The sequence below is a fragment of the Pseudomonas sp. RW3S2 genome, assembly GCF_014268955.1.
Taxonomy (GTDB): domain Bacteria; phylum Pseudomonadota; class Gammaproteobacteria; order Pseudomonadales; family Pseudomonadaceae; genus Aquipseudomonas; species Aquipseudomonas wayambapalatensis.
In genome coordinates, this window is the sequence record NZ_JABWRM010000004.1 from 40,749 (window position 1) to 63,470 (window position 22,722).

The window sequence follows — 22,722 nt, forward strand, 5'->3', positions numbered from 1 at the left end:
CGCTTGAGTGAGTCCTAGTGAACGCACATCCCCTCGTCAGCATCGCCATCCCCGCGTTCAATCCCGAGTTCTTTCGCGCCACGCTGGCCAGCGCCATCGGCCAGGATTACCCGAACCTGGAGATCGTGGTCTGCGACGACAGTCGCGGTGACCAGATCGCAGCGATCTGCGACGAGCTGCGTGCCGGTTGCGCAGTGCCCTTGCGTCATGTGCGCAACCCCGAGCGCCTGGGGTTTGCCCGCAACCTGCAGCGTTGCCTGGAGCAGTCTTCGGGCGAGCTGATCAAGTTTCTCTGCGACGACGACGTGCTGTTCGGCACCTGCATCAGCCAGCAGGCCAGAGTACTCAGCGATCACTCCCAGGTCAGCATGGTCATCTGCCAGCGCCTGCTGTGCGCTGCCGACGATGTGCTGCTGCCGGCGCGTTCGCTGAACTTCGTCATTTCCCTGAACAGTGCCGTGATCAATGGCACCGACCTGCTCGAAAGCGTCGCCGACGGCGTGCCCAATCTGTTCGGTGGGATCAGCCATGCGCTGCTGCGCCGTGACGAGGTGCAGGCCTACCTGCCGGCGCTGGTCGGGGAAGGGCAGGGCTTTGCCGCACGCCTGGACCTGGCCTTGTACGCCTGCCTGCTGCGCCGTGGCCACCTGTGCAGCCTGGATCAGGTGCTGAGCCTCGAGCGCGTGCATGCCGGACGCCTGAGCCACCAGGGCAGCATGGTCGAAGCTGCCAAGACTGAATCCGAATGGCTGCTGCAGATGCTCGCCGAGTCCACCGGCGAGCCAGCGCCGGCCGATGGTTGGGTGCGTACGCTGCCGCTGGCCGAATACACCGGGGCAGCCGATCAGGTCTGGGAGGAAATGGACCTGCGCCGTTTCTACTCCGGGCAGATGGCCAACCTCGGCCAGCAGATCGGTACCGACAGCATCAGCTTCGACGAGCTGTATGCCGAATGGTTGGAGTCGCGCCAATTGTCGGCGGGCCAGGTCAGCCTGCTGCCCAAGCGCATCGAGCAGTGGCCGCGCCAGCCGCGTATCGCGGTGGCGGTGCTGGCCGAGGCGGGCGATGAGAAGGTCTTGCGCACCACCTTGCAGAGCCTGCAGGGGCAGTCCTATCCAGCCCGCCATACCTTGGTGCTGGGCCCGGCGGCGCTGGCTGCCCAGGTACAGGGCGAGGCCCGTCACCTGCACAGCCAGGGTGATCACTTTGTCGAGCTTGGCCAGTGGCTGGCCACCGCGCAGGACATCGACTGGCTGTTGCTGCTGCGCGCCGGTGATCGCGCGCACCCTCATGCGCTGGTGATCATGGCCGAGCGCGTGGCCCTTCGCGGCGATAGCCTGTGCCTGTACATCGACGAAGGCGCCAACGACAACCTGGCGCCGTCGTGTCCGATCTTCAAACCCGACTTCAACCTCGATCTGATGCGCAGCCTGCCCTATGTCGGTCGGCTGCTCGCCTTCGATGCCAAGGCGCTGCGCGAACTGGGCGGCTTCGACGCCAGCTTCGCCACGCTCGCCCCCCACGACCTGCTCTGGCGCATGGTCGAGGTCCACGGCCTGCAGGTTGTCGAGCATATCGCCGAAGTGCTGGTGCAGTGTCACCACCGCTATGCCGACTGGCTCAACGATGCGCAGGCGCATGTGCAGGCCCCTCGCGTGCTGCAAGCGCACTTCGAGCGTCTGGGCGTACAGGCGCAGGTCACGGGTATCGAAGGCAGCATGATGACGCGAGTCACCTACCTGCACCCGCAAGCCGCCAGTGTCTCGATCCTCATCCACGCCGCAGGCGAGCTGGCGGTGCTGATGCGCTGCGTCGAATCGCTGTTCGCCCATACCGCCTACGCCGATTTCGAAGTACTGCTGGTGGCCAGCGGCGAGACATCCTCCGAGGTGCGCGATTGGCTGGGCGGCCTGCAGGGGCTGGGCAGTGACCAGTTACGCGTGTGCCAGGCGGATGCCACCGGGCGGGCGCAGAGCTTCAACGAAGCCAGCCGTCAGGCGCGTGGCGACTACCTGCTGCTGCTCGATGCTGCCTGTGTGCTGTTCGACGGCCGATGGCTGCAGGAATTGATGCAACTGGGGCAGCGCCCGGAAGTCGGCCTGGTTGGCCCCAAGCTGTTCGACAACAATGGCTCGGTGCTCTCGGCCGGCCTGGTGATGGGCATGAATGGCACTGCCGGCACGCCGTTCCTGAGCTGCGCGGTGAATGCCGACGGCTACATGAACCGCCTGAGCCTGGTACAGAACTGGAGCGCGCTGAGCCTTGACTGCCTGCTGGTGCGCGCCGCGCTGTTCGCCGAGCTGGGTGGGCTGGATACTGCGGCATTCGAGGTGTCGCTGTTCGATGCCGATTTCTGCCTGCGGGCGCGCGAAGCAGGCTACCTGTCGGTGTGGACGCCGTTCTCGCGGGTCGCCCAGGTGCCGGTGCTCGCTCAGGAACAGCCCGCACCGCAAAGCCTGCTGGCCGATCAGGAGCGGCTGTATGAGCGCTGGCTGGCATGGGTTGCTTTCGATCCCGCCTACAATCGCAACCTCAGCCTGAAGCTGCCGAACTTCAACTTTGAGCCGGGCCTGCGCGGTGGCTGGGATCCGTTCATCGCACGCGCCATGCCGTCGGTGATGGGGCTGCCCAGCAGCACCTCGGCCATCGGTCACTACCGTGTATCGCAACCGTTCGCCGAGCTGGAAAAGGCCGGCTGGATCCAGGGGCGCATCGACTACAGCGCACCGAGCCTGATCGAGCTGGAGCGGGAAAAACCTGATGTGGTGATCCTGCAGTGCCGCTACACCCCGGCCAGCCTGCGCGATATCGCCCGCTTCAAGCGCTTCTCCAACACCCGGCGCATCTACGAGCTGGACGACTACATCATCGATCCGCCGAAGAAGAACGATCACGCTCGCAACCTGCCGCGCAACATGCGCGAGCTGGTCAGCGAAGCCATCGGCTTGTGCGATCGCGTGGTGGTCTCTACCGAACCGCTGGCCGATGCCCTGTCGAGCATGCACAGCGACATCCGCGTGGTCCCCAACATGCTCGCCGCCTCCTTGTGGACGGGCCTTCGCAGTGAGCGTCAGACCAGCGCGCGGCCACGTGTAGGCTGGGCGGGCGGCACCAGTCACCGAGGCGACCTGGAGTTGCTGCTGGAGGTGGTGCGCACACTGGCCGACGAAGTCGACTGGGTGTTCTTCGGCATGTGCCCCGAGATGCTGCTGCCTTACGTGAAGGAGTTTCACCCGGCCATTTCGTTCGGTGACTACCCGCGCAAGCTGGCCAGCCTCAACCTTGATCTGGCCCTGGCACCGTTGGAGCAGAACCTGTTCAACGACTGCAAGAGCAACCTGCGGCTACTCGAGTATGGCGCCTGCGGCTTCCCGGTCATCTGCACCGACACCAAGGCCTATGCCGGCTACCTGCCGTGCACCCGGGTGGCCGACAACACCACGGCGCAGTGGCTGGAAGCGATTCGCATGCACCTCGACGACCCGGCCGCCAGCTACCGCCAGGGCGATGCGTTGCGCGAGGCGGTACTGAGCGACTATGTCCTTACCGAACACCATCTGCAGCACTGGGCCAACGCCTGGCTGGCTGACTGAAATCCAGGCGCAGGGCGCAGGCCCTGCGCAGAACCGAACTCTTGAACAGGTGCCTTATGATCGATACCGCAACTGGCTCGCACACTGAAGTGACCGTTGTCCTGCTTGGGCATGACCAGGCGGATCACCGCGCCCGCGCACTCCACTACTACGCCAGCCAGGGCGTTCCATGCCTGGCGCTGGAGCCGGCAGGCCAACTCGGTGCACTGCTCGAGCAGGTGAACACGCCTTTCGTCTGCCTGGCGCTGGATGCCGACTTCGTGCTCGCCGATGCGCTGGGCAAGGCTGCCGCCCATCTGCTTGCACAGCCGCAGGTGAAGGGGGTGCAGGGGCATGCCCTGGCCTATGCGGCGGGCAACTGCAAGCTGAGCTACCACAAGCTCGGTGCATTCGTCGCGCCCCAGGCCGCAGAAGACGCTCTGGCGCGCCTGCGTCGTTATGGCCACAGCGGCCAGCAGGCCTGGCGTGCCGTACTGCGTGTGGCTACCCTGCAGACCGCGTTGGCAGGCCTGCCGCAAGAGCTGGATGCCGCGGGCTGGCGTGTGGCGCTGGGCTACGCGATCCTGCTGCAAGGCGAGATCGGCAGCCTCGAGCAGACCGATGTGGTCTGCGAACTGCTGGACAACGACCTGGGCGCAGCCGCCCGCGAGGAGCGCCTGACCCAGACCGTACGCAGCCTGCGCCAGTGGGATGAGGCGGCGGGTGTGTGTGCCGGCGAAGAAGGTTTCGTGGTGCTCAACCGCTTCGTGCGCAGCAGCTACGATCAGGGCGAGACGCCGCTGCTGTTCAGCTCCGACTGGGCCAGCGTGATTGACGACCCTGAGCAGACCTTCGAGCCGCGCCAGTATGTCGAGCTGCCGTACTACAACGGCAAGCTGTTCCAGCGCCTGAGCGAAATCGAGTTCCTCTGCCATGCCTGGCCGACCGGCGAGCGTCACCTGCATGCGCTCGAAGGCGCCTGGGTGCGCCAGCACGACTTGCTGCAAGTACATCCGAACGACACCAACGACAGCCTGCAGCAGCGCTACCTGCACGCGCTGGGCCTGGGCCTGTTCAACCGGGACGTATGCCAGCGCCTGATGCCGCTGTTGGCCGGTGCCAAGGACGTCCACCATGTTCGCGAAATGCAGGACTGGCTGATCCGCCTGGGCAGCGTTCCGGCACCCGATGCCCGCGCATTGCTCGAGACGACGCCGTCCGGCAAGTTGCTGGCCGCGATTGCCGCCGCGACCCCGGCCGAGGCCGACCGCGCCCGCGCGCAGGCCTACCTGGCGCGCCACCCGGCTGCGCAGATCGCCTTCGTGGTGCTGGACCTGGAGAATGACGACCAGGCACTGCAGGCCACCTTCGACAGCCTGCTGGCCAGCGGCCTGCGCAACTTCAAGCTGGTGGTGCTCAAGGGCGGCAAGCCTCCGGCGATTACCACTGCGCGCGACACCCTGCACTTCATCCAGGTCAACGACGGCAACTGGGCGACCCACCTGAACCAGGTGGTGAAACAGCTTTCCAGCGAGTGGCTGCTGCTGCTCGATGCCGGCGACGTGCTGCTGGCCGGTGGCCTGCTGCGTCTGGCGGTGGAGTTGACCCAGGCGCCGGGGTGCCAGGCAATCGCTGCTGACGAAGTGCAGCGTGACAGCGATGGCCGCCTGCTCGACGTGATCCGTCCGGGCAGCGACCTGGACCTGCTGCGTAGCCAGCCGGGGCTGATGTCGCGGCACTGGCTGGTACGTCGCCAGGCCGTGCTCGATCTGGGTGGCTACAGCGAGTCCTACCGTCATGCGCAGGAATACGACCTGTTGCTGCGCCTGGTCCAGCAGCAGGGTGTTGGCTGCCTGGCGCACATGGATGACTACCTGGTCATCGGCCAGCAGCCCGAGCAGGCTCTGACAGACGAAGCGGCCAAGGTCCTCAACCGTCACCTGACCGAACTGGGCTACCGCGCCCAGATCAGTGACCAAGGCAGCGCAGGCCTGACCGTCGATTTCCGTCATACCGCCACGCCGCTGGTCAGCATCCTGCTGGCAGGCGAGGGCGATACCGCACAGTTGCAGGTATCGCTGACCGGGATCTTCCAGCGCACCCGTTACCCGCGCTTCGAAGTGGTGGTGGCCTTGCCGGGGCACGACAGCGCAGGACAGGCGGCGATTGCCCAGGCCTTCGGCACGCGCGTGCGGCTGATTGCCGGTGAGGCCCATGCCTCGCGCGAGCAACTGCTGGCGCTGGCCGCCGGGCAGGCGCGCGGCGATTACCTGGTGCTGCTCTCCGAGCGCTGCCATGTGATTACGCCGGCCTGGATCGAATCGCTGCTCAACGAGGCCCAGCGCCCCGAGGTGGGGATTGTCGGGGCCAGCTTGTGGGGTCGTGGCGAAATCCTGCTGCATGCAGGCTACGAGCTGCTCGACGGCGGACAGGTCAATGCACCCTGGGCCGGCACCTCGGCGGCACGCAGCGCTGCGGCGCGCTGGCCGCTGTCGGTACGCGACTGCCCGGCGGTGTCCGGCGACTGCCTGATGATCAGCCGCGAAACCTTCGAGCAGTGCGGTGGCCTGCCGGCAACAGGTGCGGCAGACCTGGCCCTGTGCCTGGCGGTACGCAGCAACGGCCTGATGGTGGTGTGGACGCCGCGTGCCAGGCTGATGGGCAACGAACTGGTGGTGCCCGCCGGGCAGGCTGTGCAGGCGCTGGCCGAGCAATGGCCTGGCGCGTTCCAGGGGCGTGCGCGACTCGACGCCCAGGGCGCCGCGGGTGCACCGCAGTGGCTAGCACAGCTGGGATGACTGGCGCGCTAATTGCAAAAAAAGCCGGGTTAAGCCCGGCTTTTTCATGCCCGCTGGCAAATTATTGACAGGCTGCCACCGCGATGGTTAGTGGCCTGCCCTGATCCTGGAGTTCGCCCCCCAATGTCGACCGCTGCGCAGCTGGATGCTCTTTCGCTCGAACAGGCGCTGACGCGCCTGCGCCTGATGTTCACCAAGCCGGGGCATCCCTACTACCTGCTGGCACCTGCCTACCGTGATACCTCGTCCGGTATCGTTTCGATGCACTACCTCTGCCACATGCTCAACCTCAACGGGCGCGAGGCGTACATCTACGGCACCGACGTGGTCAATCCCGATCTCAAGACGCCGTTGTTCGACCCGGCCATCGCCCGTCGCCACCTGGCCGAGGGCAAGGTGCCGATCGCGGTCTATCCCGAAGTGGTCAGCGGCAACCCGCTGGAGTGTCCGGTGGTGGCGCGCTACATGCTCAACTTCGAGAGTTTCATCAGCGGCAAGAGCATGAACGCGGCGGCGACCGACCTGATCTTCTACTACGCCGAGCGCCTTGCCGAGGCCCGTGGCGATGTCAACGTCGACCTGCTGTGCCTGCCCACCATCGACATCGAGCTGTTCGCTGCGGGCGCTGCCGATTGCGTGCGCGAAGGTGCCTGCCTCTACCAGAACCGTCACCCGCTGGAGCAGATCGACTACGACCAGTTGCCTGCCGGCATTCGCCTGCTCAGCGTGGCCAATGCCCTGAGCCTGGCGGACTTGGCCGAAGTGTTGCGCCATGCCGAGGTGCTGTACACCTACGAATGGTCGATGACCTGTGTGATCGCAGTGCTGTGTGGTTGCCCTGTGCTGTTCATGCCGGGACATGGCGTTGACCAGCAGGTGCTCGACAACAGCTTCTTCGGTTGCGTCGGCTTTGCCATGGCCGACCAGCCCCGCGCCCTCGAACAGGCCCGGGCTACCGTTGGCGATGGTCTGCAGCGCTATGTGCAGCGCACCGCATCGTTCTGGCAGCAACTGGACACCTTCATCGCCAAGACCCAGGACGCAGCCGTGGCTGAAGCCTCGGGCAACCGGCACGGCATGCTCGACTGGTTGCGTCAGCGCTATCCATTGCCCAAGCAAGTGCAACGTCTGCAGCAGGAGCTGTCCGGGCCGCAGGCGCCGAAGCTTGCCGTGCTGGTGCGCGATCACGGCGACCGTCAGGCGCTGTTGCGGACCCTGGAGAGTGTTGACCGTGGCCTGTATCGACAGGTGCAGGTGCAGGTGCATGTGCTGGGCGAGTGCGACCCGCAGCGCGTCGGTGTGCAATGGCAGGCGTGCGACCCACGTGAGCCGGTGGCGACGATCAATGCGCTGCTGAGCGATTGCGCAAGTGACTGGTACTTGCTGGTCGAGGCTGGCGAGACTTTCGTCGCCAGCGGGTTGCTGGCGCTGGCGGTGCGTTTGCTCGATGCGCCCGAGGAATGCCTGGCGGTGTACGCCGACGAAGGCCTGCGCCGCGAGGGAGGGGATGTCGAGCTGGCGCTGCGCCCGGACCTTAACCTGGACCTGCTGCTGGCACTGCCGGGCAGCCTGTCGCGACACTGGGTCTATCGGCGCGAGGCGCTGGCAGCAGGGTTCGCCGGCGACTGCGGGCGAGCCTTCGAGCTCGGCCTTCAGTTGGGCTTGCTGCTCGAACGCGGGCTGGGCAGTGTCATGCATGTCGCCGAGCCGCTATTGATCGGCAAGGGTGGGCCGCTGGCGGCCTGTGCCGACGAGCAGGCGGTCATCGCGCATCATCTGCGCCTGCGCGGCTATGAGCAGGCGCAGGTCTTTGCCCTTGATGACGTGCCGGGCGGTTATCGCATCGACTACGGTCATGCGCATGTCGCTTCGGTCAGCATCATGGTGCCGTTGCGCGGGCAACTGGTCGATTTCCAGCGCTGCCTGGAAACCCTGTTGACGCACACCGCCCATGAGCAGTTCGAGGTGTTGCTGATCGAGGCGGGCAGCGAAGACCCTGCGTTGCTCGAATGGCTGGACATGGTCGGGCAGATCGGTGAGGGGCGTTTCCAGGTGCTGCGCTATATGCCTGGCCAGCCATGGGCTGCGTTGTGCAACGCGGCTGCGCAGGAGGCGCGGGGTGATTATCTGCTCTGGCTCGACGGCCGCGCCGCGGTACTCGATGGCCACTGGTTGCCGGCGCTGCTCAATCACGCCCAGCGCCCTGAAGTCGGTGCAGTCGGCGGCAAGTTGCTGGCCGGTGACGGCACGGTACGCCAGGCTGGCCTGCTGCTGGGGATCGACGGTTCGGTGGGCGCGGCGTTCGCCGGTCTGCCTGCGCAGTCGACAGGCTACATGGCGCGCCTGGCGCTGGAGCAGAACTTCGCTGCGGTCGGTGGCGAGTGCCTGATGCTGCGGCGCGCGCTGTTCCTCGAGGCCGGCGGCTTCGATGCCAGCGAGTTGCTGGCGCCCTGGGCCGATGTCGACCTGTGCCTGAAGCTGCACCAGGCGGGCTATCTGAATGTCTGGACGCCGCATGCGCGCCTGCTGCTGGATGCGCCACGCGATGTGCTGGCCAGCGAAGAGCAGCACGATGCGTTGTATGCGCGCTGGTTGCCGCGTCTGGCGCACGACCCGGCCTACAACGGCAATTTCTCGCTGCGTGACGGGCAAGGCTTCATGCTGCAAAGCAATGACCTGAGCTGGCGACCCTTGCTGGGCAAGGTGCCGCGGGTATTGGCTTGCATTGCCGAGCAGGATGACCGGGCATTGTCGCGTCTGGTCCATCCGTTGGGGGCGCTGTGCGAAAACGCGTTGCTCGACGGCGCGGCAACCGTGGGGCTGCTGTCGCCGGTGGAGCTGGAGCGTTTTGCCCCGACCAGCGTGATCCTGCAGCGACCGTTGGATGATGCAGGGCTGCTGGCCTTGCGGCGGCTGAGTGCATTCTCCCAAGCGCTGAAGGTAGTGACGCTTGACGGTTATCCCGAACCTGCGCAGTTCGAGTCCGGCGAGGATCTGCTGCAACGCCTGCAGGCCGCGTTGATGCAGGCTGACCGCGTGCTGGTGCCGACGCCTGCGTTGGCCGAGTGGCTGCAGGGGCTGCACCAGGATATCCGGGTGCTGGAGAACGCCTTGCCGGTCGGCTGGGGCCGCCTTAAGGGCGAGCGGCAGGCAGGGGCCTTGCCACGTCTTGGCTGGATCGCCGGCAAGGACGACGAGTTGCTCGAGCAGGTAGTACCGGCCTTGTCGGGTGAAGTCGAGTGGGTGGTGCTGGGTGAGTGTGCCGGTAGCTTGAGGCCGTTCGTCAGCGAGTCGCACCCAGCGGTCGAGCCTGGGCATCTGGGCGAGGCCCTGGCGGCGTTGAACCTCGATCTGGCGCTGGTGCCCATGGCCGATTCCCTGGAAAACGCCTGTTCCGGTGACCTGCGCGTGTTGCAGCACGCGGCCTGTGCTCATCCGGTGATCTGCAGCCGAGTGCCGGGCTTTGCCGCAGGCGATGCCTTGCCGCTGTCGCGCGCGGGTAACCAGCCCGACGAATGGCTGCAGGCGATCCGTCTGCACCTGTCGGACCGTGACGCTTCGGCGGCACTGGGCGATGCGCTGCAGGCGGCTGTGCGTGGGCAGTGGCTGCTCGAAGGTGCGCGGCTGGAGAGCTGGTGCCGGGCCTGGTTACCCGATTGAAGGGGTGGTCTGCAGTGAGGATGTGACGCTGTCGTGTCCATTCGACAAAAAACGCGTGACTTGAGAGTCACTTCGCGCATCTTCACTGTATATTGTCCGAACTAGGAGCCGCCGTAGCGCAGCCATAAACGTGGTCAGGAACAGGGGCGTCCCGTGTTTCCTGGCGTTTCGTCGTTGCGTACGCCGTGGGCTACTTCGCTGTTATTGAACGGGAAGCCACATGATTGGCATTAAAAGCATCGCCAGTTACCTGCCGACTCAAGGGGTAGACAACTACGCCCAGGGCGCAAAATTCGGCAAGGACCAGGATTTCATCTTCGGCAAGATCGGTTCCACCTTCTTGCCGCGCAAGGACAGCGAGCAGGAAACCTCCGACCTGTGCGTCGAGGCTGCACGCAATCTGTTCGCCGCCAATCCTTCGCTCGACCCTGCCAGCATCGATGCAGTGATCGTCGTCACCCAGAATGGCGACGCCGAGGGGCTGCCGCACACCGCAGCGATCGTCCAGCACAAGCTGGGGCTTTCGACCCATGTCGCGGCGTTCGACGTTTCGCTGGGGTGCTCGGGCTATGTCTACGGCCTGTACGCGATGAAAGGCTTCATGGAAGCTGCGGGCTTGAAGAATGGCCTGCTGATCACCGCCGATCCGTATTCGAAGATCGTCGACCCAGAAGACCGCAACACCACCATGCTGTTCGGCGATGCCGCCACCGCGACCTGGATGGGCGAGAACGCCGCCTGGCAACTGGGCAAGTCGCTGTTTGGCAGTGACGGTGGCGGGGCTGAGCACCTGCGCACCACCGATGGCAAGTTCTTCATGAACGGTCGTCAGGTCTACAACTTCGCCCTGGTCAAGGTGCCAGCGCACCTGAACCAGTTGCTCGAAGCCAGCCAGCTGAAGGCTGACGACATCGACCTGTATTGCCTGCATCAAGGCAGCGCAGCTATCGTCGATGCGGTGTCGGCGCGCTTCGATGAGGGCGAGCACAAGGGCAAGTTCGTCAAGGACATGGTCGAGACCGGCAACACCGTTTCTTCCAGCATTCCGTTGCTGCTGGAGAAGCATGTGCTGGGTTCGACCCACAAGCGCGTTGCCCTCAGTGGTTTTGGCGTCGGCCTGTCGTGGGGCTCGGCGATCATCGAACGCACTGATTGAGCGTTGTCGCGGTATCTGCAAAAGCGCCGAACGGGTGACCGTTCGGCGCTTTTGCATTTCTGCTGTCTATCAGCCGTTCTGCGCACGCCGCCGGACGCTGTATTTCTGGCGTCAAACCCTTGATTTCATTGGGGTGGCAGCGTGCCACTAAAAAAATTCGCAAAACCCCCTAAAGCAAACCGCCACGACGACGATAACCATTACGAAGGTTCTCTAGGCCACACACCCGGCAAACGCCAGGGCCGGAAGCCGCAGTACCCAATCCAACGAGGAATTCGTCATGGCTTTGACCGTTAACACCAACACCACCTCTCTGGGCGTTCAGAAAAACCTGAGCCGTGCTTCCGACGCTCTGAGCACCTCGATGACCCGTCTGTCGTCCGGCCTGAAAATCAACAGCGCCAAAGACGACGCCGCCGGCCTGCAGATCGCTACCCGCATGACCTCGCAGATCCGCGGTCAGACCATGGCTATCAAGAACGCCAACGACGGTATCTCCATCGCCCAGACCGCTGAAGGCGCGATGCAAGAGCAGACCAACATCCTGCAGCGTATGCGTGAACTGGCCGTCCAGTCCCGAAACGACTCCAACAGCGAGCAAGACCGTGACGCGCTGGACAAAGAGTTCCAGTCGATGCTGTCGGAAATCGACCGTATCGCCGACTCCACCCAGCTGAACGGCAAGAACCTGCTGGACGGTACTGCTGGCGTCATGACCTTCCAGGTCGGCTCCAACACCGGCACCGCCAACCAGATCACCGTGACTCTCAGTGCCGCGATGAAAACCACCGGTACTGGCGCTGCGCTGACCGCCCTGGCTGGCAAGAGCATCACCGGTGCCAACAGCACCGCCGCCGAAGCCACCTTCACCGCCGCCATCAGCGCCATCGACGAGGCCCTGCAGGCAATCAACACCAACCGTGCTGACCTGGGTGCCGCCCAGAACCGTCTGACCAGCACCATCAACAACCTGCAGAACATCAACGAGAACGCCGAAGCTGCTCGTGGCCGTGTACAGGACACCGACTTCGCTGCCGAAACTGCCCAGCTGACCAAGCAGCAGACCCTGCAGCAAGCTTCGACCTCGGTTCTGGCCCAGGCCAACCAGCTGCCGTCGGCAGTTCTGAAGCTGCTGGGCTAATCTGCCTGATAGCTGCTGGCGGGGGAGTGCACTTGCGGCGCTCCCCCGCCTTTTCATTACGAGGTGGTGGACATGGACATGAGCGTCAAGCTGAACCTGTCTTATCCGGCCGCACGCTCGGCCGAGCAGGTTACCGACAAGCCGGTCTCGCGGCCGTTGGAAACATCCGCTGAGGGCGACAAGCAGGGCGCAGTCAAGGTGCACGACACCGACAACGTCAAGAACGCCGTGTCGCAGATCGAGCAATTCCTGAAAGAAACCCGACGTAATCTTGAGTTTTCCACGGATGAAGAATCCGGCAAGATTGTCGTCAAGGTCATCGCCAGCGAAACCGGCGAGCTGATCCGTCAGATTCCCTCCGAGGAGGCCCTGCGGATCGCCGAAAGCCTGCGCGATGTCAAAAGTGTACTGTTCAACGCCAAGGTCTGACCGGCGGCGAGCACTACGCGACACGAATCATGCCGGCCTTGCAGGAGCAGGGCGGGCGCGTTGAAGAGAGGGGCAGGACATGGCGACAATTACTCCTAGCACAGGCGTGGGCTACGGCCTCGAGATCAGCAAGATCGTCGATGCATTGGTGAAGGCAGATACTTCCGCCAAGTCCAACCAGATTGCTCGGCAGTCGAGCAATAACTCGGCGATCCTCTCGGGCATTGGTTCCCTGCGCAGCGCCCTGACGGCGTTCCAGGATGCCATGAAGAAGCTCAACGACAAGGATGCGCCTTCCTTCAACGCCTTTGCCGGTACTTCCGCCAACGAAAGCGTGGTCAAGATCAAGACCACCAACAGTGCAGTTGCCGGTACCTACGATATCCGTGTAAGCCAACTGGCCACTGGCTCCAAGGTCGCCAGCCAGCAGTTCGCCGGGGGGGGAAGCTCTGCGATTAGCGAGGGTGAGCTGACCATCAGCCAGAACGGCAAGACCTACAAGGTCAATGTTGCTGCCGGTTCCACGCTGCAAAGCGTGCGCGACCAGATCAATAAGGAGCTGGGCAAGGAAGGTATCACCGCCAACGTCGTCAACGAGGCGGGCGGTTCGCGGCTGGTATTCGGCTCTACCACGACCGGCAAGGGCAGTGACATTTCCGTCGGCGGTATCCCTGAGCTCACCATCGATGGCACGCAGAAGATGGTGGGTACGGGGGGCGGCTTTATCGACGCCCTGGCACAGGATGCCGAGTTCTCCGTCGACGGTTTGAAACTGACCAGCTCCAAGAACGTCGTCGACAACGCGGTCAGTGGCCTGAGCCTCGAGCTTACCGGCACCACTTCGCCCACTGCCACGACCGGGGTCAAGGTGAGTGTGACGCTCGATAACGATGGCCTGAAAAAATCGGTTCAGTCGTTTGTCGATGCTTACAACACCCTGCGCAAGGCTGTTACCGCCCTGACGACACCGACCAAGGACTCTTCCGGTAACGTGACCAGCCTGGGCCCGTTGACCAACGATCCGACCACGCGCTCGTTGTTGAGCGACATCGGCAAGGTGATCGCCGAAGCCGGTTCGGGCACCCAGCTCAATACCCTCAGCCAGCTGGGTATCAACACCCAGAAAGACGGCACGCTTGAGTTCAACAGCACCAAGTTCACCGCTGCACTGAACGACAAGAAGCTTGGCTCGGAGATTCAGGGGCTGTTCACTGCCGACGGTGGCGTTTTCGACCGGATGACCAAGGCCCTCGATCCCTACGTCAAGACCGGCGGTTCGCTGGATTCGCGCAAGACGGCGCTCGACAAGGTGACCAAGAACCTGCAGGATCAGCAGGCTGCGCTGGACCGCCGTACCGAGCTGCTGACCACCTCGCTGACCAAGAAGTACGCAGCGCTCGACACCGTCCTGGGCCTGATGAAGAAGCAGGGCGAGCAGATCGTCTCGATCTTCGATGCGATGAATGCCCAGGCCAAGAAAGGCTGATCGCTAAGCGGCGACAAAAGCCCGGTGACACCTTGCAGGTGTCCCGGGCTTTGTGTTTCATGGCTAAAGTTTTTTGACGAGCTGGCGATACAGCAGGTATACGCAACCTTTTCGCTGCAATGAGGTAGTTCCATGAACCCGATGTTGGCCCTTCGGCAGTACCAGAAAGTCAACGGTGCTGCACAGACTTCCGAAGCCAGTCCGCACCGTCTGGTGCAGATGCTGATGCAGGGCGGTCTTGACCGGATGGCCCAGGCCAAGGGCGCCATCGCGCGCAAGGACGTCGCCCAGAAGGGCATTCTGATCGGCAAGGCCATCGACATCATTGGTGGCCTGCGCGAAGGGCTGGATCTGGAGAATCACGCCGACAGCCTGACCGACCTCGACAACCTGTACCAGTACATGAGCCGTCGCCTGATCGAAGCCAACGTCCACAGCGACCCGGCGATCATCGACGAAGTGGCGCGCCTGCTGATCACGGTCAAGGAAGGCTGGGACGCCATCGGCGAACAGGTGCCGGCAGAGTAATTTCAGGAGGCGCACATGAGCGAAGTGATTGCACGTATCGAAGAGACCCGCGATGCCTTGCTGGCAGCGTTCGCTGAACGCGACTGGGATGCGGTGGGCAAGCTCGACCTGGCATGTCGCGTGTGCGTCGAGGATATCCTGGCCGAAGCGCGGGAAAACGATGCGCAGGTCAGGAGCAGCCTGGATGAATTGCTGACGGTCTATCGCCAATTGATTGAAGTTGCAAGTGGTGAACGTCAATCAATAGTCGACGAGATGGCGCAGATCCGTCAGGCAAAAAACGCGACAAAGGTATACCATCTGTTCAGCTGATCGCTGGGCAATGCAAGAAGCTGCGCGCCATAAATTTGACTGTGTGCTGTTTTTTGACTTAACTAGTGGCTGTTTTCGAAATTTCAGACGTCCGAACACTGACCATTCAGTCGGAATGATGTCGAGCACGCCCTCGGGCGCCGATATGACTAGGGAAGTTAGTATTGAATGTGGCGTGAAACCAAGATCCTCCTGATCGATGACGACAGCGAACGCCGCCGCGATCTGGCGGTGGTCCTGAATTTTCTCGGCGAAGAGAACCTTTCCTGCTCCAGTGCGGACTGGCAGCAGTCGGTAGAGGCGTTGTCTTCGAGCAGGGAAGTCCTGTGTGTGCTGATCGGGGCGGTAAATGCTCCGGCAAGTGTCCTGGGCCTGCTTAAGACAGTGGCTGCGTGGGATGAGTTCCTTCCGGTTCTGCTTCTGGGCGAAATTTCTTCCGCCGAGTTCCCTGAAGACTTGCGCCGGCGCGTGCTGTCCAACCTGGAGATGCCGCCGAGCTACAGCCAGTTGCTCGACTCGCTGCACCGCGCCCAGGTCTATCGTGAAATGTACGACCAGGCCCGCGAGCGCGGTCGTCAGCGCGAACCCAACCTTTTCCGCAGCCTGGTTGGAACCAGTCGTGCGATCCAGCATGTGCGGCAGATGATGCAGCAGGTGGCCGACACCGATGCCAGCGTGCTGATCCTCGGTGAGTCCGGCACGGGCAAGGAAGTGGTGGCGCGCAACCTGCACTACCACTCCAAGCGCCGTGAAGCGCCGTTCGTGCCGGTCAATTGCGGGGCGATTCCGGCCGAGTTGCTCGAAAGCGAGCTGTTCGGGCATGAGAAGGGCGCCTTCACCGGGGCGATCACCAGCCGTGCGGGGCGTTTCGAGCTGGCCAACGGCGGCACCCTGTTCCTCGACGAGATCGGCGACATGCCGTTGCCGATGCAGGTCAAGCTGTTGCGTGTACTGCAGGAGCGCACTTTCGAGCGGGTTGGCAGCAACAAGACCCAGAGCATCGATGTGCGCATTATCGCGGCGACCCACAAGAACCTCGAGAGCATGATCGAGGAGGGGACCTTCCGCGAAGACCTGTACTATCGCCTGAACGTCTTCCCTATCGAAATGGCACCGCTGCGCGAGCGTGTCGAGGACATCCCGCTGCTGATGAACGAGCTGATCTCGCGCATGGAGCACGAGAAGCGCGGCTCTATCCGTTTCAACTCGGCCTCGATCATGTCGCTGTGCCGGCATGGCTGGCCGGGCAACGTCCGTGAGCTGGCCAACCTGGTCGAGCGCATGGCGATCATGCACCCGTACGGGGTGATCGGTGTTGCCGAGCTGCCGAAGAAATTCCGCTACGTCGATGACGAAGACGAGCAGTTGGTCGACAGCCTGCGCAGCGATCTCGAAGAGCGCGTGGCGATCAACGGTCATGCGCCGAACTTCTCCAGCCACGCCATGCTGCCGCCGGAAGGCCTGGACCTGAAGGACTACCTCGGCAGCCTTGAGCAGGGGCTGATCCAGCAAGCCCTGGACGATGCCAACGGTATCGTTGCTCGTGCCGCCGAACGCCTGCGCATCCGTCGAACCACGCTTGTGGAGAAGATGCGCAAGTACGGCATGAGCCGCCAGGGCGGCGAAGACCAGGCCGAAGACTGAAGGCCCGGCCCCTTGCAGGTGCAACCTCGTGTCGCGCCTGCAAGGGGCCGGCGTTCGTTCAGAAACCCCATCCCCGGCACGGCTATTGCTACACCGCAGGCAAAGTACCGTTTTTATGACGGTCAGCCATGCGAGAGAGCACGATGCCCCAGGCCGCCCACATCTCCCGAGCCCCTGAGCAGCAGGGACGCACCCCGGTCGAACAGGAAAGTCGACAAGGGCTCGAGCAGGCGTTCGCCCTGTTCAACCAGGTTTCCTCCCAGCTCAGCGAGTCGTACAACATGCTCGAGGCGCGCGTAAGCGAGCTCAAGGGCGAGTTGGAAGTGGTCAGCGCGCAGCGTATGGCCGAGCTTGGTGAAAAGGAACGTCTGGCCAACCGTTTGCAGCATTTGCTGGATTTGCTGCCTGGCGGGGTGATCGTCATCGATGGCCAGGGCCATGTGCGCGAAGCCAACCCTGCCGCCTGTGAGTTGCTCGGTGCGCCGTTGGTCGGTGAGCTGTGGCGCCAGGTCATCGCCCGCAGTTTCGCGCCGCGAGAAGATGACGGCCATGAGGTGTCGCTGCGTGACGGTCGACGCCTGTCCATTGCCACCCGTTCGCTGGATGCCGAGCCCGGCCAGTTGGTGTTGCTCAACGACCTGACTGAAACCCGTCGCCTGCAGGGGCAACTGGCGCGTCACGAGCGTCTGTCGTCGTTGGGGCGCATGGTCGCGTCGCTGGCCCACCAGATTCGTACGCCGCTGTCGGCGGCGCTGCTCTATGCCAGCCACCTGGCAGACGATGAGGGGGAGCTGGCGCTGGCAACCCGGCAGCGCTTTGCCGGCAGCCTCAAGGAGCGCTTGCACGAGCTCGAGCATCAGGTGCGCGACATGCTGGTGTTCGCCCGCGGCGAGCTGCCGCTGAGTGATCGGCTGACCCCCAAGGCGTTGTTCCAGGTGCTGCAGCAGGCTGCGCAGTCGCATGTGCAGGGGCATGCGGTGCGCTGGCAGTGTGACACGCACCTGGGCGAGTTGCTGTGCAATCGCGACACCTTGGTCGGCGCCTTGCTCAACCTGATCGAAAACGCGCTGCAGGCAAGCCCTGAGCCTGCGCGCCTGAAGGTTCACCTGTTCCGGCGCGGGCTGAGCCTGCACCTGTGCGTCAGTGACGCTGGCAGCGGAATCGACGCGCAACTGCTGGCGCGTCTGGGGGAGCCGTTTCTGACCACCAAGGCCACCGGCACCGGCCTGGGCCTGGCGGTGGTCAAGGCGGTGGTCAAGGCGCATCAGGGTAGCCTGGAGTTGCGTTCGAAGGTCGGCCGCGGCACCTGCGTGCGGGTGGTGCTGCCGCTGATCGGCGGGCAATCGACGGAGGTGTTGTGATGGTCAAGGTGTTGCTGGTCGAGGATGACCGTGTCCTGCGTCAGGCGCTGGGCGATACCCTGGAGATCGGCGGCTTCGACTACCGCGCCGTGGGCAGCGCCGAGGAAGCGCTGGATGCCGTGGCCGAGGACGCCTACGGCCTGGTGGTCAGCGATGTGAACATGCCGGGCATGGACGGCCATCAGTTGCTGGCCAGGTTGCGTCGCCATCATCCCCAACTTCCGGTGCTACTGATGACCGCTCATGCTGCGGTCGAGCGTGCCGTGGAGGCGATGCGCCAAGGGGCTGCCGACTATCTGGTCAAGCCGTTCGAGCCCAAGGCACTGCTGAGCCTGGTCGAGCGGCATGCGGCGGGTCGCCTGGATGCCGAGGAAGAAGGGCCGGTGGCTAGCGAGCCGGCCAGCAGGCAGTTGCTCGAACTGGCCGCCCGTGTTGCCCGCAGTGACTCCACGGTGCTGATCTCGGGCGAGTCGGGTACCGGCAAGGAAGTGCTGGCGCGCTACATTCACCAGCAGTCGGGGCGTGCAGCGCAGCCGTTCGTGGCGATCAACTGTGCGGCGATTCCGGACAACATGCTCGAAGCCACACTGTTCGGTCACGAAAAAGGCGCGTTCACCGGTGCTGTCGCGGCCCAAGCGGGCAAGTTCGAGCAGGCCGAAGGCGGCACCCTGTTGCTCGACGAAATTTCCGAAATGCCACTTGGCCTGCAGGCCAAGCTGTTGCGCGTGCTGCAGGAGCGGGAAGTCGAGCGGGTCGGCGGGCGCAAGCCGATCACCCTGGACATCCGCGTGCTGGCCACCACCAACCGTGACCTGGCGGGCGAGGTGGCGGCGGGGCGCTTCCGCGAAGACCTGTACTACCGTCTTTCGGTCTTCCCGCTGGCCTGGCCCCCACTGCGCGAGCGCAGCGCAGATATCCTGCCGCTGGCCGAGCGCCTACTGGCCAAGCATGTCGGCAAGATGAAGCATGCGCCGGTTCGTCTGTCGGCCGAGGCGCGGGCATGCCTGCAAGCGCACGCATGGCCTGGCAACGTGCGCGAGCTGGACAACGCGCTGCAGCGAGCGCTGATCCTGCAGCAAGGTGGGGTGATCGAGGCGGCGGATTTCTGTCTGGCGGGCGCCATTCCCTTGTCGCCAGTGAGCGATGATATCACTGAGCCATCATCGCTCGAATCGTCCTCGGAGTCCAGTGGCCTGGGCGACGATATGCGTCGTCATGAGTTCCAGATGATCATCGATACCTTGCGCGCCGAACGTGGGCGTCGCAAGGAGGCCGCCGAGCGTCTGGGCATCAGCCCGCGCACGCTGCGCTACAAGCTGGCGCAGATGCGCGATGCGGGGATGGATGTCGAGGCCAGCCTGTACGGGTGAGCGCCTCTGCGGAGTGACTTTGCGAAGGCTGGCACCTTTGTTGCTTTAACCGTTTTACCCGCTGCATCAGTGTCAAAAAAATGCGGCCGCCGGAGAGAGAAGGTCATGAGCCAAGGTGTTGAATTCAATCGTCTGATGTTGGACATGCGCGCGATGCAGGCCGATGCCATGTCGCTGCCCAAGGTCGCCGCTGCGCCTGAGCTCGCCCCGGGCCAGAGCAGCTTCGCCGACATGCTCGGCCAGGCCATCAACAAGGTCAGCGATACCCAGCAGGCATCCAGCCAGTTGGCCAACGCCTTCGAGATCGGCAAGAGCGGCGTCGACCTCACCGATGTGATGATCGCCTCGCAGAAGGCCAGTGTGTCGTTCCAGGCCCTGACCCAGGTGCGCAACAAGCTGGTCCAGGCGTACCAGGACATCATGCAGATGCCGGTTTGAGGACGTATTGAGTCATGGCCGAAGCAGTCGTCGATAACGCCCCCGCCAAGAGTGGCCCGCCCGTGGCCAAGCCGCCGCTGTTCGGCATGGCGTTCCTGGAAAACATCTCGCAGATGCCCATGCTGCGTCAGGTCGGCCTGCTGGTCGGGCTGGCCGCCAGCGTGGCTATCGGCTTTGCCGTGGTGCTCTGGTCGCAGCAGCCGGATTACCGTCCGCTGTATGGCAGCCTGGCCGGCATGGACACCAAGCAGGTCATGGAAACCCTGGCCGCCGCTGATATTCCCTACACCGTCGAGCCGAATTCCGGTGCACTGCTGGTCAAGGCCGATGACCTCTCCCGTGCCCGCATGAAACTGGCCGCCGCCGGCGTGGCGCCGAGCGACGGCAACATCGGGTTCGAGATCCTCGACAAGGACCAGGGCCTGGGCACCAGCCAGTTCATGGAGGCGACCCGTTACCGTCGCGGCCTGGAAGGCGAATTGGCGCGGACCATCTCCAGCCTGAACAACATCAAGGCTGCACGGGTGCACCTGGCCATTCCGAAAAGCTCGGTATTCGTGCGTGACGAGCGCCGCCCGAGCGCTTCGGTACTGGTCGAGATGTTCCCGGGGCGCAACCTGGAAGCCGGTCAGGTGATGGCGATCGTCAACCTGGTTGCCACCAGCGTGCCGGAGCTGGACAAGTCGCAAGTCACCGTGGTCGACCAGAAGGGCAACCTGCTCTCCGACCAGTTGCAAGACACCTCGCTGACCGTGGCCGGCAAGCAGTTCGATTACACCCGGCGTATGGAAGGCCTGCTCACCCAGCGTGTGCACAATATCCTGCAGCCTGTGCTGGGCAACGACCGCTACAAGGCCGAGGTGTCCGCCGACGTCGACTTCAACGCAGTCGAGTCCACCTCTGAACAGTTCAACCCCGATCAACCTGCCCTGCGCAGCGAGCAGTCGGTGAATGAGCAGCGTGCCAGCAGCCAGGGCCCGCAGGGTGTGCCCGGTGCGCTGAGCAATCAGCCGCCGGCGGGTGCCGCCGCCCCGGAAAACGCCGCTGGCGGTGGTACGCCAGCCGGTGCCATTGCGCCGGGCCAGCCGCTGGTCGATGCCAACGGCCAGCAGATCATGGACCCTGCCACCGGCCAGCCGATGCTCGCGCCATATCCGTCCGACAAGCGTCAGCAGAGCACCAAGAACTTCGAGCTGGACCGCTCCATCAGCCATACCCGCCAGCAGCAAGGTCGCCTGACCCGCCTGTCGGTGGCCGTGGTGGTGGACGACCAGGTCAAGGTCGATGCCAATGGCGAGACCACTCGCGCGCCCTGGGGCGCCGAGGACCTGTCGCGCTTCACTCGCCTGGTGCAGGATGCGGTCGGCTTCGACGCCAGCCGTGGCGACAGCGTGACCGTGATGAACGTGCCGTTCTCCGCCGACCGCGGTGAAGTGCTCGCCGACATTCCGTTCTACTCGCAGCCGTGGTTCTGGGACATCATCAAGCAAGTGCTGGGCGTGGTGTTCATCCTGGTGCTGGTGTTCGGCGTGCTGCGCCCTGTGCTCAACAACATCACCGGTGGCGGCAAGAGTGCGGCCACCGACAGCGACATGGAACTGGGCGGCATGATCGGCCTGGACGGCGAGCTCGGCAACGACCGCGTCAGCCTCGGCGGCCCGAGCAGTATCCTGTTGCCAAGCCCGAGCGAAGGCTACGAGGCGCAACTGAACGCAATCAAGGGCCTGGTGGCCGAAGACCCGGGCCGTGTCGCCCAGGTCGTGAAAGAGTGGATCAACGCCGATGAGTGACAACCGAGCCGTTACCGCCAAGCTGAGCCGCGTCGACAAGGCGGCGATTCTCCTGCTGTCTCTGGGCGAGACCGATGCAGCCCAGGTCCTGCGCCACATGGGGCCCAAGGAAGTGCAGCGGGTCGGCGTCGCCATGGCGCAGATGGGCAATGTGCACCGCGAGCAGGTCGAGCAGGTCATGAGCGAGTTCGTCGAGATCGTCGGCGACCAGACCAGCCTGGGCGTCGGCTCCGACGGCTATATCCGCAAGATGCTCAACCAGGCGCTCGGCGAGGACAAGGCCAACGGCCTGATCGACCGCATCCTGCTCGGCGGCAACACCAGCGGCCTGGACAGCCTGAAGTGGATGGAGCCGCGTGCCGTGGCCGATGTCATCCGCTATGAGCACCCGCAGATCCAGGCCATCGTGGTCGCCTACCTCGATCCCGACCAGGCCGGTGAAGTGTTGAGCAATTTTGACCACAAGGTGCGCCTGGACATCGTCCTGCGCGTTTCGTCGTTGAACACCGTGCAACCGGCGGCACTCAAGGAACTGAACCAGATCCTCGAGAAACAGTTCTCGGGCAACTCCAATGCCGCGCGCACCACCCTGGGTGGCATCAAGCGCGCTGCCGACATCATGAACTTCCTCGACAGTTCCGTGGAAGGCCAGCTGATGGATGCGATCCGCGATATCGACAGCGACCTGTCGGAGCAGATCGAAGACCTGATGTTCGTCTTCAACAACCTGGCCGACGTCGATGACCGTGGTATCCAGGCGCTGCTGCGCGAGGTGTCCTCGGACGTGCTGGTGGTGTCGCTCAAGGGCGCGGACGAGAAGGTCAAGGACAAGATCTTCAAGAACATGTCCAAGCGTGCTTCGGAACTGCTGCGCGACGACCTGGAGGCCAAGGGGCCGGTGCGGGTCAGCGATGTGGAGGCGGCGCAGAAGGAAATCCTCACCATCGCTCGACGCATGGCCGAGGCCGGCGAGATCGTGCTCGGTGGCAAGGGTGCCGAGGAAATGATCTAAGCGATTTCGCGCACCGTGCTGACTG

Annotated in this window: 15 protein-coding genes; all 15 read left to right on the top strand. The window is 64.0% G+C overall.

All coding sequences use genetic code 11. The features are described from left to right. Positions 1–17: 17 nt before the first annotated feature. The 15 genes from HU748_RS07165 (at position 18) to fliG (ending at position 22,697) form a co-directional block, all read left to right on the top strand. Positions 18–3,593: a glycosyltransferase gene (locus tag HU748_RS07165; RefSeq protein ID WP_186719839.1), complete on the top strand. Its 3,576-nt coding sequence runs from the start codon at positions 18–20 to the stop codon at positions 3,591–3,593. A 56-nt stretch (positions 3,594–3,649) separates the two neighbouring features. Beyond that, complete coding sequence (locus HU748_RS07170) at positions 3,650–6,370, top strand: glycosyl transferase (RefSeq protein WP_186719841.1); 2,721 nt, start codon at positions 3,650–3,652, stop codon at positions 6,368–6,370. 123 nt (positions 6,371–6,493) lie between these two features. Further along, entirely contained in the window at positions 6,494–10,030 is a 3,537-nt protein-coding gene (locus tag HU748_RS07175; RefSeq protein ID WP_186719843.1) for a glycosyltransferase, read from the top strand. Between the two features lie 220 nt (positions 10,031–10,250). After that, entirely contained in the window at positions 10,251–11,186 is a 936-nt protein-coding gene (locus HU748_RS07180; RefSeq protein ID WP_186666441.1) for a ketoacyl-ACP synthase III, read from the top strand. Between the two features lie 280 nt (positions 11,187–11,466). Continuing rightward, positions 11,467–12,327 (top strand): flagellin domain-containing protein, encoded by an 861-nt coding sequence (locus tag HU748_RS07185; protein ID WP_186666440.1) that lies wholly within the window; start codon positions 11,467–11,469, stop codon positions 12,325–12,327. 72 nt (positions 12,328–12,399) lie between these two features. Then, positions 12,400–12,756, top strand: a complete 357-nt coding sequence (locus HU748_RS07190) for a flagellar protein FlaG (RefSeq protein ID WP_186666439.1) — start codon at positions 12,400–12,402, stop codon at positions 12,754–12,756. Positions 12,757–12,835: 79 nt separating this feature from the next. Continuing rightward, positions 12,836–14,242: a flagellar filament capping protein FliD gene (gene fliD / locus HU748_RS07195; RefSeq protein WP_186719845.1), complete on the top strand. Its 1,407-nt coding sequence runs from the start codon at positions 12,836–12,838 to the stop codon at positions 14,240–14,242. Positions 14,243–14,374: 132 nt separating this feature from the next. Further along, positions 14,375–14,770 carry a flagellar export chaperone FliS gene (fliS, locus tag HU748_RS07200; RefSeq protein WP_054891888.1) on the top strand — a complete coding sequence of 132 codons (396 nt, stop codon included), beginning with the start codon at positions 14,375–14,377 and terminating at the stop codon, positions 14,768–14,770. Positions 14,771–14,785: 15 nt separating this feature from the next. Further along, positions 14,786–15,082 carry a flagellar protein FliT gene (gene fliT / locus HU748_RS07205; protein WP_186666437.1) on the top strand — a complete coding sequence of 99 codons (297 nt, stop codon included), beginning with the start codon at positions 14,786–14,788 and terminating at the stop codon, positions 15,080–15,082. A 168-nt stretch (positions 15,083–15,250) separates the two neighbouring features. After that, positions 15,251–16,726 (top strand): transcriptional regulator FleQ, encoded by a 1,476-nt coding sequence (fleQ, locus tag HU748_RS07210; RefSeq protein WP_186666436.1) that lies wholly within the window; start codon positions 15,251–15,253, stop codon positions 16,724–16,726. 143 nt (positions 16,727–16,869) lie between these two features. Then, positions 16,870–18,087 (top strand): ATP-binding protein, encoded by a 1,218-nt coding sequence (locus HU748_RS07215; protein ID WP_186666434.1) that lies wholly within the window; start codon positions 16,870–16,872, stop codon positions 18,085–18,087. Beyond that, the gene (locus HU748_RS07220) at positions 18,084–19,457 is read left to right on the top strand and encodes a sigma 54-interacting transcriptional regulator (protein WP_186719847.1); all 1,374 of its coding nucleotides are present in this window, start codon (positions 18,084–18,086) and stop codon (positions 19,455–19,457) included. Before HU748_RS07215 ends, HU748_RS07220 begins: the two co-directional genes overlap by 4 nt. 105 nt (positions 19,458–19,562) lie before the next feature. After that, on the top strand, positions 19,563–19,895 hold the full coding sequence (fliE, locus tag HU748_RS07225; RefSeq protein ID WP_054891884.1) for a flagellar hook-basal body complex protein FliE: 333 nt from the start codon (positions 19,563–19,565) through the stop codon (positions 19,893–19,895). A 14-nt stretch (positions 19,896–19,909) separates the two neighbouring features. Further along, complete coding sequence (gene fliF / locus HU748_RS07230; protein ID WP_186666429.1) at positions 19,910–21,685, top strand: flagellar basal-body MS-ring/collar protein FliF; 1,776 nt, start codon at positions 19,910–19,912, stop codon at positions 21,683–21,685. Next, positions 21,678–22,697 carry a flagellar motor switch protein FliG gene (fliG, locus tag HU748_RS07235; protein ID WP_186666427.1) on the top strand — a complete coding sequence of 340 codons (1,020 nt, stop codon included), beginning with the start codon at positions 21,678–21,680 and terminating at the stop codon, positions 22,695–22,697. Before fliF ends, fliG begins: the two co-directional genes overlap by 8 nt. Positions 22,698–22,722: the final 25 nt, after the last annotated feature.

Excerpts from the sequence above, each read along its gene's own strand:
- HU748_RS07170 (WP_186719841.1), top strand. The coding sequence starts at position 3,650 with ATGATCGATACCGCAACTGGCTCGCACACTGAAGTGACCGTTGTCCTG.
- HU748_RS07175 (WP_186719843.1), top strand. The coding sequence starts at position 6,494 with ATGTCGACCGCTGCGCAGCTGGATGCTCTTTCGCTCGAACAGGCGCTG.
- HU748_RS07180 (WP_186666441.1), top strand. The coding sequence starts at position 10,251 with ATGATTGGCATTAAAAGCATCGCCAGTTACCTGCCGACTCAAGGGGTA.
- HU748_RS07185 (WP_186666440.1), top strand. The coding sequence starts at position 11,467 with ATGGCTTTGACCGTTAACACCAACACCACCTCTCTGGGCGTTCAGAAA.
- HU748_RS07190 (WP_186666439.1), top strand. The coding sequence starts at position 12,400 with ATGGACATGAGCGTCAAGCTGAACCTGTCTTATCCGGCCGCACGCTCG.
- fliD (WP_186719845.1), top strand. The coding sequence starts at position 12,836 with ATGGCGACAATTACTCCTAGCACAGGCGTGGGCTACGGCCTCGAGATC.
- fliS (WP_054891888.1), top strand. The coding sequence starts at position 14,375 with ATGAACCCGATGTTGGCCCTTCGGCAGTACCAGAAAGTCAACGGTGCT.
- fliT (WP_186666437.1), top strand. The coding sequence starts at position 14,786 with ATGAGCGAAGTGATTGCACGTATCGAAGAGACCCGCGATGCCTTGCTG.
- fleQ (WP_186666436.1), top strand. The coding sequence starts at position 15,251 with ATGTGGCGTGAAACCAAGATCCTCCTGATCGATGACGACAGCGAACGC.
- HU748_RS07215 (WP_186666434.1), top strand. The coding sequence starts at position 16,870 with ATGCCCCAGGCCGCCCACATCTCCCGAGCCCCTGAGCAGCAGGGACGC.
- fliE (WP_054891884.1), top strand. The coding sequence starts at position 19,563 with ATGAGCCAAGGTGTTGAATTCAATCGTCTGATGTTGGACATGCGCGCG.
- fliF (WP_186666429.1), top strand. The coding sequence starts at position 19,910 with ATGGCCGAAGCAGTCGTCGATAACGCCCCCGCCAAGAGTGGCCCGCCC.
- fliG (WP_186666427.1), top strand. The coding sequence starts at position 21,678 with ATGAGTGACAACCGAGCCGTTACCGCCAAGCTGAGCCGCGTCGACAAG.